This is a genomic window from Massilia endophytica, from assembly GCF_021165955.1.
GTDB lineage: Bacteria > Pseudomonadota > Gammaproteobacteria > Burkholderiales > Burkholderiaceae_D > Rugamonas > Rugamonas endophytica.
The window spans coordinates 3,173,218-3,186,160 of sequence record NZ_CP088952.1; the positions used below are offsets into that span (position 1 = coordinate 3,173,218).

Annotated in this window: 6 protein-coding genes; 1 reads left to right on the forward strand and 5 read right to left on the reverse strand. The window is 63.5% G+C overall.

Features of this window, described 5'->3' with window-relative positions; all coding sequences use genetic code 11:
- Nucleotides 1-9: 9 nt before the first annotated feature.
- The 5 genes from LSQ66_RS14495 to LSQ66_RS14515 form a co-directional block, all read right to left on the reverse strand.
- Complete coding sequence (locus LSQ66_RS14495; protein WP_231765909.1) at nucleotides 10-861, reverse strand: FecR family protein; 852 nt, start codon at nucleotides 859-861, stop codon at nucleotides 10-12.
- Nucleotides 827-6,010 carry a two-partner secretion domain-containing protein gene (locus LSQ66_RS14500; RefSeq protein ID WP_231765910.1) on the reverse strand — a complete coding sequence of 1,728 codons (5,184 nt, stop codon included), beginning with the start codon at nucleotides 6,008-6,010 and terminating at the stop codon, nucleotides 827-829. Before LSQ66_RS14500 ends, LSQ66_RS14495 begins: the two co-directional genes overlap by 35 nt.
- 10 nt (nucleotides 6,011-6,020) lie before the next feature.
- Nucleotides 6,021-7,601, reverse strand: coding sequence for a ShlB/FhaC/HecB family hemolysin secretion/activation protein (locus LSQ66_RS14505; protein WP_231765911.1), 1,581 nt, complete (start codon nucleotides 7,599-7,601; stop codon nucleotides 6,021-6,023).
- 264 nt (nucleotides 7,602-7,865) lie between these two features.
- Nucleotides 7,866-10,157 (reverse strand): CHASE2 domain-containing protein, encoded by a 2,292-nt coding sequence (locus LSQ66_RS14510; RefSeq protein ID WP_231765912.1) that lies wholly within the window; start codon nucleotides 10,155-10,157, stop codon nucleotides 7,866-7,868.
- A 15-nt stretch (nucleotides 10,158-10,172) separates the two neighbouring features.
- Nucleotides 10,173-11,789: an HD family phosphohydrolase gene (locus tag LSQ66_RS14515; protein WP_231770113.1), complete on the reverse strand. Its 1,617-nt coding sequence runs from the start codon at nucleotides 11,787-11,789 to the stop codon at nucleotides 10,173-10,175.
- Between the two features lie 259 nt (nucleotides 11,790-12,048).
- Here LSQ66_RS14515 and LSQ66_RS14520 point away from each other — a divergent pair, with 259 nt between their 5' ends.
- A complete protein-coding gene (locus LSQ66_RS14520) occupies nucleotides 12,049-12,942 on the forward strand; it encodes an MBL fold metallo-hydrolase (protein WP_231765913.1) in 894 nt (297 codons plus the stop codon).
- Nucleotide 12,943 lies beyond the last annotated feature (1 nt).

The window sequence follows — 12,943 nt, forward strand, 5'->3', positions numbered from 1 at the left end:
CTGGGAGGATTAACGTACTACGCAGTCCACTGCGCTACCCTGGCCGGGCCCGGAGGATGCGGTGGGGCCGGTCGAGGAATTGAAGCTCGGCGGCGGTGTGAACTGCAGGCCGGGATTGTTCGGGGGAACGACGACCGGCGGCTGGGTTACGCTCGGCACATAGCCGAACTGCCCTGCCGAGAACTGTGCCGTGCCGCCCGGGTTCTGGACCATGATTGCGCCGTCCTGCACGGCGATGTGCAGGCCTGGCGGCGGACCAGGCGGCGCCGTTGGCGCCACTGGCGCCGCAGGAGCTTTGCCGCCACTGGACGACGGCGGCGCAAGCGGGGGAGCTGCGCCCGGCGGCAGGCCGCCGCCCAGCAAGGCCCCTGCGCCGGGTGGAAGTGGCGGCGAATAGTTCACGATAAAGGTCGTGCCGCGGATACCGATGGTGGCCACGGGCGTCTTCAGCGCGAACTTCTCCTTGCTGCGCTTGCCCAGCAGGCCGGTCACCGAACGCAGGCCGCCCTTGACGAGGTTGAACTTCGCCTCGTCGCCTTCCGGCTTGCCATCGTCGAAGCTGAAGTTCTCGATCGTCATCGACGTTGCGGGGCGCAGCGTCATGGTGCTGTTGTCGATCATCTTCACCATCGCGTAGGTGTTCTTCTCGGTGATGAGCGTGTCGCCGTTCTCCACCTCGGACTTCAGCGAGAGGATCTTGGTGGCGCCGTTGGCCTTCTTCGCCAGCAGCGGCCCGCTCAGCTGCACCACGGTGCCTGCCACGGGGCCCGCCAGCGCCAGCGTGCTGACGGCCCACAGGGCCAGGACCAGGAAACCGCGCAGCGAATTAGTTGCAATAGGTTTTAGCAGGTGGTTTTTCATTTTGCGTTCCCTGTTTTTCAGTGGTGGCCGTTTCCTTCTCGGCCTTCTTCTGCTCGTCCTTGTCGGTCGCGGCCGGACCACCGCTGCTGTCGGAGCCCTTGCCGCTGCTGCTGCCACCACCCGAGGAGGAACCGGATCCCGACCCTGAACCTTCACGCGTGATGGTCTTGATCACTTCCTTGGTTGCGGCCTGCACTGGCTTTTCCGGCTCGCTCGCGGTAGGCGGCGACAGCACCTGGCACAGCGCCGAATTCGGAGCGATGGTGCAGATGTCGGCCGTCGGCGGCGGATTCACCGGCGGCGGATTCACTGGCGGCGGATCGACCGGGGGCGGATTCACCGGCGGCGGGTTGACCGGCGGCGGATCGACCGGCGGCGGGTTCACCGGCGGTGGATTCACGGGCGGCGGATTCACCGGAGGTGGATTGACCGGCGGCGGATTCACTGGCGGCGGATTGACCGGCGGCGGGTTCACCGGCGGAGGATTCACGGGCGGTGGATTCACGGGCGGCGGGCTCACGGGCGGTGGGCTCACGGGCGGAGGGCTCACCGGTGGCGGACTCGAAGGATTCAGGTTTGGCGTCCTGGTGACGGTGCTGCCGGTGACGGTGCCGTTGCCCAGAATGGCATCACCTGCCTTCAGCAGAACCGTTCCGCCAGTGGTCACCGAGCTGTTGATCGTCAGCTTGTCGCTGCTCGAACCGCTTGCACCTGCCTCGAGGGTGATGTTGCCGGTCGTGGACTGCACGTTGCCGCTGACGGTCAACGGGCTATGGGCTGCCACATTGATGTTGCCGCTGCTGGTGGTCACCGGACCCGCGATCGTGGTCGCGCCGTAATTGCTCAGCGTGATGCTGCCATCGCCGCTGCCAACAACCAACTGGTCGACCTGCAATGCCTGCGGGGCCGACGAGCTGTTGTTCACGATATTGATCGAATTTCCCGTGCTGCCGTTCGTGACCACATCCAGGTAGTTGACCTTCGTCGACAGCGCCAGAGAGCTGGTGCCCACAGCGCCATCCGCCTGCACCTGCAGCTTGTCGGCCACGATGGCGCCGGTACTCGTGAGCGACCCGCCAACGGTCAGCTTAAGCGTATCGGTGACATAGGCGTTGAAGAGGTTCAAGCCCGTCGTGGTCTTGAAATCGACGCCCTGTGCCTTGGCTGTACTGGTCCCCAGCAGGACATTCGAAACCGCGTTCGCGGCGTTATTCAGGGTCACGGTGCCCGGGGTAAGAATGTTCAGCGTGGACACGCCGATCGCACCCGTTTGAGCGATATTGCCCGAAGCGTCGAGTGTGATTTGCGTGATGGCCGCATTGCTGGCCGTATCTCCAGTGCCGCCAATGCCCGCGATGTCGATCGTGCTGGTGTTATAGCTCATCCCGAACTGCACTTTGGGAGCATTGATGAAGGAGAGATCCTTGAAGGACAGGCAATTGCTGGTGGAGCAATCCGCCCCAATAACCATGGAATACTTGGTGACGCCATCCGTCAGTGGCGCAATGTTCACCTTGTTGGTGGCATTGATCGCTGCGTTGACGTTCATCGAATTCGCCTGCAGCGTGACACCCGCCGCTGTCACCGGTGCATTGATGTCGATCGAGCCGGAGTTGGACACCAGGACGATGTTACGTGCGCCCCGGTCGACCGCGCCTGCCACGGTGACCCCATTCGCGCCGCCAACCAGCACCTCGCCGCTGACCGCGTCGAGCATGGCGCTATTGAGGTAAGTGGTCGTGCTGTCCTGGGTGCCATTCACCTGCATCAGGCCATTGGAGCGAGACGTGGAGAAGTTGACGGCATAACTGCCGGCGGCAATGCTGGCGCCCGTCAGGTCATAGTTCGCCGCGGCCATGGCCAAGCCCTTGGACGCCGTCACGGTGCCACTGATGTCCAGGATGCCTTGCGTGTAGAGCGAGGTGAACGAAGGCAAAGTGACGGTACCCACGGTCAGGTCATCGCCATACCCCGCAGAGACATAAATTGCCTGCGCGTCGATCTTGCCCAGGGTTGCGGAAGTCAGGCGCAGCGCAGAGCCTTCCACCGCGCTGAAGGTATCGCCGACGTAAATATCATCGCTGGACAACAGTGAAACCGTGCTTGCCGTCAGCGTTCCGCTCATATTCAGTGCACTGGTGTTGACGATCACGCCGCCGCCCAGCACCTGACCGCCGGCAGGTACGGTGACCGTTGGTGCAGCCAAGGTGACAGCGTTGGTCTTCGCATCGACCTGTTTCGCGGTCAGCGTTGCGCTGCCGGAGAGGTTCACATTGATATGCGATGCGGTCACCGTGCTCGGCATGGTGAGCGATTCCAGCGTCAGGCTGGTGGAACCGGTGTAGTCCAGGGAACTGATTCCGTTTGCCGTCAGCTTCGACACCTGGTTGGCCACACCGCTCAAGGTGTAGTTGCCTCCTCCGAGCAGGGTCAGCTCGTTGGCCACCAGCGGTGCACTGAAGGTTTGGGTCAGCGAGCTGGCGGTCAGGGTAATGCTGTCGGCATTGACGCCTTCCAGGCCGTTGCCGCTATCAAGTTGAATGCCATCGACGTCCTTGAACGCGAAGGTAGTGCTGGCGGAACCCACCAGCTTGTTCACATCGTTCAGGCCACCCAGGTCGACGGAGGCGCCTGTGACGTACAACTTGTCGGCCGTTACCGCAGCGCTCCCGCTCACGGCGCCGGAAGATTTCAGTTCCAGCTCGGCAGGCACAGTTACCGCGCCGTTTATTGCAACCGCTCCCCCTTCCAGCGTCACCCGGCTCAGGCCAGTCTGTGTGCTCAGATCGAGCGTACCTTCGACGCTGGTCGTGCCGAGGTAGCCGGCCGCGCTGCCGATCTTGATATTGGTCGCGGAAAGAGTCTTCAATTCCGCCGTTGTGACTTGCGCGCTCGGGTCCGAGCCGACCTTCAGTGCAGCCGTGCTGCTTTCCAGGTCCAGATAGACAGTGTTGCCTGCAATAGTGCCGGCGGCGCCGCCCAGGCGCAGGTCGTCCGAGCGCAGGTAGACGTCGCCAGCGCGGACGCTGCCGCCGCTCACCACATTCAACTTGCCCGAGCCCGTCGTACCCATGTAGATGGTATGCAGGGTGTCGGCGCGCACCAGGGCATTCACATTGATGTCGTTGTTCGACTGGAACGACAAGTGCATGCTCTTGCCCGAGGTATTCAACTCGGAATTGATGTTGATGGTGCCACCGTTGGCGTTGCCCAGAGCCAGCTCGTAGGCATCGATGTGGGCCAGCTCGTCATTCGTGAGCGACATGGAGCTTGCGCTCGTGGTGTCCGCCGCATTGATATTGATTTCCCGGCCAACGGTACGCGTGGCGATCGAAACGAAACCGCCGCCGTTGTCCGAGTTGGTGATGCTGCCCGCGATATCCAGGTTGTCCGCCGTCAGCGCAATGGTAGGCTGCGGATCCGTAATGGAGGCCGGAGCTGCCCTCAGGCTGCCCGAGGCGAGAATATTGATCGTGCCGCCCGGCTGGGTGGTTGCTGTGATGTCGCCCGCGGAAGAGTTCACCGCCGCAGCGACATCGATCCGGGGTCCCTTGAGCACCACGTTGCCGCCAGCGGTCGTGATGCCCTGGTTAACGTAGACCGTGCCGGCAGCATTGGCCGTGCCGGATGCGATATCGCCCGCAGAGAGGGTGACGGCGCCGCCGTTGGTCGTGATGGCCTGGTTCACGTTGATGTTGTTGCCCGCCTGTGCGGTCAGTCCCACGTTCGCCGTTGTGATGTTGACAGCGGCATTGACGTTGATGTCGTTCTTCGCCAACAGCACCACATTCGTGCCTGCCCCATTGATGTCGGACGCGTTGATGCTCGAGGTGGCCGTGCCGCCCGCGCCGCCATTGAAGTCGGCCATGTCGGCCAGGCCGTAGCCGCCGCTGCTGGAAACGATCTCGATGTTGTAAGGGTCCAGGAGCCAGACGCCATTGGTGTCCTTGCCTGTGGTATCGACGCGCAGGCCCGCCACGTCGAGGTAGTGGCCGGAGGTTTCGACGAAACCGCCCTTGCCGTTTGCGCTGCGCGCGGAAATGGCGCCGTAGGCCTGGGCCGATTCGTCGCCCCAGACGATGACTTTACCGCCGTCGCCGCTGGCCAGCGCATCGGCCTTCACCACGGCGTTCTTGCCAACGAAGGTTTGCTTCGCGTTCTGCACTGCTGCGTTCTTGCCCTGGTAGTCGCCGCCCAGCAGCACCGAGCCGCCGCCTTGCTGGCCGCTCGCGTCCACCACGGCGTCGCCGTTCAGGCCGACTTTCTCGCCCAGGATCTGGATATCGCCGCCCTTGCCCGCGCCGGTGGCGGTGGTTCGGCTGCCTGCATCGGCCAGCACGGTGCGGCTGGCCTTCAGGATGATCTTGCCGTTCTCGCCGCGCACGGCGCTGTCGGCGTTCACGATGCCGCGCTGGTTCACCAGCGCGCCGTAGATGCCCACGCGGCCGCCCTGCGCCACGATCTGGCCCAGGTTCAGCGCCTGGTCTTCAGGCGCCGACACCACCACCTGGATGGCAGGGTTCGAGGAATCCACCAGCTGCACGCTCTTGCCCGCAGCCAGCAGCACCTCGCCGTTCGGCGCGGTGATCACGCCATGGTTCTCCACGGTAGGCGCAATCAGGAAGACCTTGCCGCCCTGGGGCGTGGTGATCTGCCCCTGGTTCACGACCTTGCCGGCATGGCCTTCGGCGTTGAAGTTGTTCTTACCAGCCAGGAAATCGGCGTTCGAGAGCTGCAGGCTGGATGCCACCAGGCCGTTCACGTCGATGCGCGCGTCCTTGCCGAACATGATGCCGTTCGGGTTGATGAGGAAGACCTGGCCGTTCGACTGCAGGGAACCCAGGATCTGGCTCGGGTCCTGCCCCGTGATCCGGTTCAGCACCTTGCTGTCGCTGCTTTGCTGGATGAAGCGGGTGATCTCGTCGCGCTGGACCGAGAAGCTCTGCCAGTTGATGATCGTGTTCGGCGTGTTCGTGATCGAGAACACATTGCCCTGCTGGCTGAACGTGGCCTGGCCCGCCACCACCTGTGGCAGGGTGGGATTGGCCTGAGCGACGCCGAAGCATGCCGCGATGGTTGCAGCCAGCAGCTTGCGCTGCAGCTGGTAGCCCCCTTGCGGAGCGCGCTGGTGTTGGTCGAGATGTGTCATGATGTCCGCCTCAATAAGAAAGGCCAAGCCGCACGTGCAGTTTGTCCGCGCCGTCACGCTGGGTAGCGCCGGCCCGCACCACATGCCCGTAGTCCAGTTGCAGGTTCACGTAGCTGGAAACCAGCAAACGCAGGCCGAGGCCCACGCTGCCAATCGAAGTACTGGTCATTTCACCCGGCAGGGAGTGGTTCCGTTTCACATAGGCGTTGTCGTAGAACGCCAGCGCGCGGCACTGCCAGGCCTTGTTGCCGCACAAATTCGGGGTGTACACCTCAAGGTTCGCGCCCGCGCCCGAATCGTTCGAGATCTCGCGTTCGCCGAAGCCGCGCACCGAGCCCGCGCCGCCCGCGCCATACTGCTCGCCGGGGATCAGCGCGTCGCGCGTGTACTGGGCGTTGATGATGGCGCGGAACTGCCAGTCCTGCGGCAGCACCGTGCTGTAGCTGCCGCTCAGGCGCAGCAGGGTGTAATCGTCCTTGGCGCCGGTGCGCACGCGGGTGAAGTCTTCCTGCTTGCCGCGCGAGCCGCCCGGCACGTTGCGGATCAGGGAGACCGAGCCACCCAGCTCGCCGTCCGGCATGCCGAGCGAACCCTGATAGGTCACGCTGAGCGGATGCACCGTCACGTTGTTGCCCAGCTCAGTACCGAGCAGCAGGATGCTGTTCTTGAAGGCCTTGTAGTCCACGCCGTACACCAGCTTGGACTCGTACTCGCCCTGCTTCATCAGGTTGTGCGTATAGCGGCCGCCGTAGACGGCGCCCTTGCCGCTCACGGCCAGGTCGAAGATGCCGGCGGTCACGGTGCCGGAATCCACGTTCGAATAGCTGGCGAAGAAGTCCAGCGAATCGCCCAGGGCGTACAGCGGAACGTGGTAGCCCAGGCCATACACCTTGATCGCGCCCGGCTTTTCCGCCGTGGTGGTGTACTGCAGGCTGGCCACGTGGTCGCGCCCGAACAGGTTCGCGTGCTGCAGCACGAAACCGAGGTGGGTCTTGCCGGTGGTGCTGGTGCCCGTGTTATCGCCATTCATCATGACCTTCCACGGGCTCTCGTCCGTCACTTCCAGCGCCGCATCGACCTCGTCGTCCTTCTCGCCGCTTTGCAGCTTCATCGCCACTTTCTTGGACGGGTTCTCGTTCGAGAGCTTCAGGCTCTTCGAGATGTCGCGCAGGTTCGGCGTCTGGCCGGGCTCAAGGCCTGGCAGCGCGCGGCGCACGTTGGCCTCGTCGAAGTACTGGTTGTTCTTTACGGTGACGCGGCCGATCTTCGTTTCCACCACCTTCAGCTGCACCACGCCGCGGTCCAGTTCCTGCTCCGGCAGCTCCACCGAAACAACGGAGTAACCGATTGCGCGGTAGGCCTCTTCCAGCGCTTCGAGGGCATTCTGCACGCTGCCGAAGTCGCGGTCCTTGCCGACGAAAGGCGCCACGGCACGCTGGGCCACGTCGGCGGGCAGCAGCGTGTTGCCGGTGATGTCGAAGCGGGTAATCTCGAAACGGATCACGTCGGTCGCGGGCTCTTGGGCCCACGCGGCGGCGACAGCAGTGGCAAGGATCGAGCCTGCGAGCAGGCGCGCAAAGCGGTATTTCATATGTCGGCTCAGGATGTTGTAGTTTTGGGTGTTTTTTTTGATACAAGTCTTGTTAATCTGACTTGCCGCTCCCCTGTCTCAGGCGCAACAAGATTATCCCGCATTTACGTCCCGGAAATAAACGTTTTCCTCATTCCATGAAGAAATTTCAGGCAAAACCGACACAAAAATGCGGCTTGCAGCGCCCCATGAGGCTCAGAATACCCCGGAAGCACAATTATTTCTTACCAGAAAGTCCGGGAATTTGTCGGAAATTTGTAGACGCTACTTGGTCTCAAAGGTGGTCACCCCGTCCCAGTCGGCGCCGGGCGGGTGTTCGCGGTAGAAGGCGATGCGCTCTTCGTAGAGCTGGTAGACGGGGCGCACCGGGAAGCGCGCGGCCAGCTCCTTCAGCCCTGCCTCTGCGGCGTCCCACTGCTGGGAACGGATCAGGGCCAGGGTCTCGTGCCATTTTGCCAACTCGGCGTGGGTGGCCTCGTCGATCTGGTCTTCCCGGGCGATAGGCTCGAAGATGGCCACGGGTTCGTTCTTGCCTTTCACGCGCACCAGGTCCAGTTCGCGGTAGGCGAACTCCTGGGCCAGGATACGGGTGGTTTCGCCCACCACAATACCCACGCCATAGACCTTGGTGATGCCTTCCAGGCGCGAGCCCAGGTTCACGGCGTCGCCCATCACGGTGTAGGCGCGGCGGATGCTGGAGCCCATGTCGCCCACGTGCATCATGCCGCTGTTCAGGCCAATGCCGATCTTCAGCTCGGGCCAGCCGCGCTTCAGGAAGTCCTCGTTCAGGCGGGCGGCGCTGGCCTGCATCAGCAGGGCCGTGGCCACGCCGCGGCTGGCGTGGTCGTTGAAGGCCACGGGCGCGCCCCAGAAGGCCATCACGGCGTCGCCGATGTATTTGTCCAGCGTGCCGCGGTGGCTGTCGCGGATGTCCTCGGACATGGCCGTGAGGTACAGGTTGATGTACTCGCGCAGCTGGCGCGGGCTCAGGCCTTCGGAGATGGTGGTGAAGCCGCGCACGTCGACGAACATCACCGTCAGCTCGCGGCTTTCGCCGTCCATATTGTATTGCTCGGGGTTCTCCGCCATTTCGGCCACCAGCTCCGGCGCCACGTATTCGCCAAAGCGGGACACGAGCGCGCGGCCGCGCCGCACTTCGAAGAAGTAGCCCCAGGCCACATTGAACACGAAGAGCAGCACGATCAGCAGCAGCGTGATCGCCACATTGGTCACCGCATCGAGGTCGGTGTAGAGGTAGTAGTTGAAGGCCGATGCCGCCACCAGGGCAGCCGCCGCGATCAGGATGGACCACAGCGGCGGCAGCACGGCGAGGGCGAAAGTCAGCACCACGCCGATCAGCACGGCCTGGCCGAACTCGATGGCGAGCGCGAAGTCCGGCCGCGCCTTGAAGCTCTCTTCCAGGATGGACTTGATCACGTTGGCGTGAATCTCCACCCCGGGGTATTCGGCATTGACCGGCGTGGCCCGCAGGTCGTTCAGGCCCGCGGCCGTGGTGCCGACCAGGACGATCTTGTTCTCCAGCTGTTCTTTCGGCGTGCGGCCCGCCATCACATCCGCCGCGGACACATAGCGGAAAGCGCCGCCTTCCGGGCCGCCCGTGCCGCGGAACTGCACGGTGGTGGTCAGGCCCGCGCCGACGGGAATGGCGATGCGTCCCTGCTCGTGGAACAGGGCGATGGCATCCAGGCCGCCATTGGTGCGCTCCGCGTCCGACAGCGTATCGACGGTGCCCTGCCAGATGGGCGCAATGGCGCGCGCGTTCAGCGCCGCTGCCACGGTAGCCAGCGACAGGGTGGGATAGTAGCCGTCGCCTATCTTCTGCAGCAGGGCCGTGGTGCGCACCACGCCGTCCGAATCGGGCAGCGCCGTGAAGATGCCCGCTCCCGCTGCCGCCTGCTGCAGGCGCTCGATATTGGCTTCGTAGCCCTTGGAGTCGAAGGCGTCGAGGGTGCGCCCGTTCAGGTCCTCCACGGTGAAGGCGGGCTTGGGCAGCACACCCTTCTTCGCCGCTTCGGTCGATACGTTATAGCCCAGCACCACGGGCTGGCCTTCCATGGCCTGGGCCAGCAGGCCGTCGTAGTCCATCTGGGTTTCCAGACGCTGCAGCTGGCCTTCCAGGCCCGGCACATCCTTCAGCTGGTTGCGCGCGAGGGATTGCAGCACGCCGTAGCCGGAGCTGGTATCCGGCTCGGGGAAGGAAACGTCGAAGCCCACGCCCGCCACGCCATAGTGTTCGGTGAGCTGGCGCACCAGGAGCGCCACCTTGTCGCGGCTCCAGGGAAAGCGGCCCACCTGCGTCAGGCTCTTCGTGTCGATATCCACGATGACCACGTTCTGGTCCAGCACCGGCTTTTCCAGGCGCATGCGCAGGTCGGCGATGCCGGTGTCCATGCGGTCCACCAGGTCCATGTGCAGGTAGTGGGTGATCTGCAGGGCGGCAATGGCCGTCAGGGCCAGGCCGACCAGCCAGCGCACACCGTACTTGGCGGCGACGCGGCCTGCTACCTTGGCGAACTTGGGGGCTCTCAGTGGCAAGGGGTGCTCCGCGCGTCAGGGCACGTAGCCGGGGATCTTCGACTCGTCGACTTCGTCGATCTGCTCCGGGCTGAGGTTCTTCTGCGCGAACTGCATGTACACCTTCTTGCGGATGAAGATGTCGAACAGGTCCGGGTCGATATGGCCGTTCAGCTTGAAGTTGCCGAGGATGTGCAGCGACTCGGACAGCGACTTGGCCTTCTTGTACGGGCGGTCGTGCGCGGTCAGCGCCTCGAAGATATCGGCAATGGCCATGACCCGCGCCGGCACGGACATCTGCTCGCGCGTCAGTCCTTTCGGGTAGCCCTTGCCGTCCATGCGCTCGTGGTGGCCGCCCGCGAACTCCGCCACCTTCTGCAGGTGCTTCGGCCATGGCAGCGATTCGAGCATGCGCACCGTCACCACGATGTGGTTGTTGATGATCTTGCGCTCGTCGTCGTTCAGGGTGCCGAAGCGGATGGTGAGGTTGGTGAGCTCGTTCTCGCTGAGGAATGGTGCATCCTGCCCTTCCGGATTGGTCCAGCGGTACTGGGCGATCTGGCGCACGCGCTCCTGGTCCTCAGGCTTCATGCCCTCCCCGCCAACGTTTGCGCCGCGCAGGAAATCGCGGTCCGAACGCAGCTGCGCCAGTTCGGCCTGCAGCGCTTTCTGGATGGTGTCCGCATCGCCGCCAGCCAGCTGCGCCTTGAGTGCACGGATTTCCGCGTCCCGCAGCAGCACTTCAAAGCGCGTATCCACCATGTGGATGCGGTCGAAGATGGTCTGCAGCTTGGTGGACTTGTCCACCACGTGAACTGGCGTCGTGATCTTGCCGCAGTCGTGCAGCAGGCCCGCGAACCACAGCTCCTTGCGGTCGGCGTCGCTCATGCGGAAGTCCGCCAGCGGACCCTCGCTCGTTTCGTGCACCGCCTCGGCCAGCATCATGGTCAGCTCGGGCACGAACTGGCAATGGCGGCCGGTGTAGGGAGACTTCTCGTCGATGCCGATGTTGATCAGGTTGACCAGCGCTTCCAGCAGCTTCTCCAGCTGGAGAATGAGCAGCTGGTTCGTGAGCGCCATCGCCGCCTGAGCAGCCAGCGCCTCGATGAAGCGCTGGTCGGTGGGCGTGAAGGCGCGGATCTCGCCGGTGTCGCGGTCCTTGGAGTTGATCAGCTGGAGAACGCCCAGCAGCTCGCCCTCGTGGTCGCGCATCGGCACGGTCAGGAAGGACTGCGAGTGGTAGTTGAACTGCTGGTCGAAATTGCGCATGCCCGAGAAGTTGAAGCCCTCGGCCTGGTACACGTCCTCGATATTGACCGACTGGCCTTTGTTGGCCGCGTAGGCCGCCACGGAAGCGAGGTTCTGCTCCCCTTCCGCATCGAACAGGGGCACAGGCGGGATTTCGGCCTTCTTGCCGCTCGATCCGCCCAGGTGGATGCCCAGGGTGTCGTTGATGCTGAGGGCGAACACCAGGCTGCGGCGGTCCTCGCTGGGACGGTAAAGCGTGCCGCCGTCCGAATTGGTCATGCCTTTCGCCACCTGGAGAATGCGCTCCAGCAGCAGATCGGTGTTATGGCTGGAGCCCAGAGCCACGCTCAGTTCGGTGAGCTGGTCCAGCCGCTGCGCGATTTGGGCGTGGTTGAGTTCCTGCATGGTGTTCAACTTCCGCATCTATTGATGCATGGACATAATTTTGGAAGTGTAACGTTACTGCTCCTTCGTGTACATCTGGAAATACAAAACAATGCAGATTTGCCACCCAGAAAACCCTACAATGGCCCCAAATCGCAACTTCACGCTCAGAAACGATGAAAAAACGGCTATCATCGCAGGATATTTTCGCTGCGCTGCCGTGGGCATAGGTAGTGCGGCAGAGCAACAATAAAAAGAGTGATCACAGGGGTCTGAGCACATGAAATTCAAATTCTGGGGGGTTCGCGGTTCCATTCCCTCCCCCGGCCCGCGCACCGTGCGCTATGGCGGCAACACCACCTGCATCGAGATCCGCAGCGACGACGATACCCTGATTGTCATCGACGGCGGCACCGGCCTGTTTCCCCTGGCCCAATCGCTGGTCGCTTCCGGGAAGCGCCCCATCTTGGCCAATATCTTCATCACGCACAGCCATTGGGACCATATCCATGGCTTGCCCTTCTTCACGCCGCTCTTCATCAAGGGCAGCCGCGTGCGCCTGCACGGCGCCATCGATCCTGATACGGGCAAGGGCATCGAACATGTGATGGGCGTGCAGCTGCAGAACAGCTATTTCCCTGTCAGCGAAACGCAGATGGACGCCACCATCGAGTACCGCACGGTGGGCGTGGACGAGGCGGTCCAGGTGGGCGACGCCACGGTGCGCAATGTGGTGATGAGCCACCCCGTCACCGACCTTGGCTACCGCGTGGACTGCCATGGCAAGTCCGTGTTCTTCACGGGCGACCATGAGCCGCTGTTCAACATCTATCCAGTGGACCACCCGGAGCACGCCGCCTTCCAGCTGCATGTGGAGCAGCGCACGGCCGCCATCGACGACCTGGTGCGCGGCGTGGATGCCCTCATCGTGGACAGCTCCTACACCCGCGAGGAATACCCGTCGAAGGTGGGCTGGGGCCATGGCACCTTCGACAGCGCACTGGCCATGGCCATCCGCTGCGGCGTGAAGCAGCTCTACTGCACCCACCACGAGCCGACCCGCAGCGACGACGAGCTGGAAGCCGTGTTTGCCGAAGTGATGGCGCGCCATGAGCCGCTGCCGAACGGCCTGAAGGTCGTGCTGGCGTACGAGGGCCTGGAAGTCGAGCTCTAAG

Excerpts from the sequence above, each read along its gene's own strand:
- LSQ66_RS14515 (WP_231770113.1), bottom strand. The coding sequence starts at position 11,789 with ATGCAGGAACTCAACCACGCCCAAATCGCGCAGCGGCTGGACCAGCTC.
- LSQ66_RS14495 (WP_231765909.1), bottom strand. The coding sequence starts at position 861 with ATGAAAAACCACCTGCTAAAACCTATTGCAACTAATTCGCTGCGCGGT.
- LSQ66_RS14505 (WP_231765911.1), bottom strand. The coding sequence starts at position 7,601 with ATGAAATACCGCTTTGCGCGCCTGCTCGCAGGCTCGATCCTTGCCACT.
- LSQ66_RS14520 (WP_231765913.1), top strand. The coding sequence starts at position 12,049 with ATGAAATTCAAATTCTGGGGGGTTCGCGGTTCCATTCCCTCCCCCGGC.
- LSQ66_RS14500 (WP_231765910.1), bottom strand. The coding sequence starts at position 6,010 with ATGACACATCTCGACCAACACCAGCGCGCTCCGCAAGGGGGCTACCAG.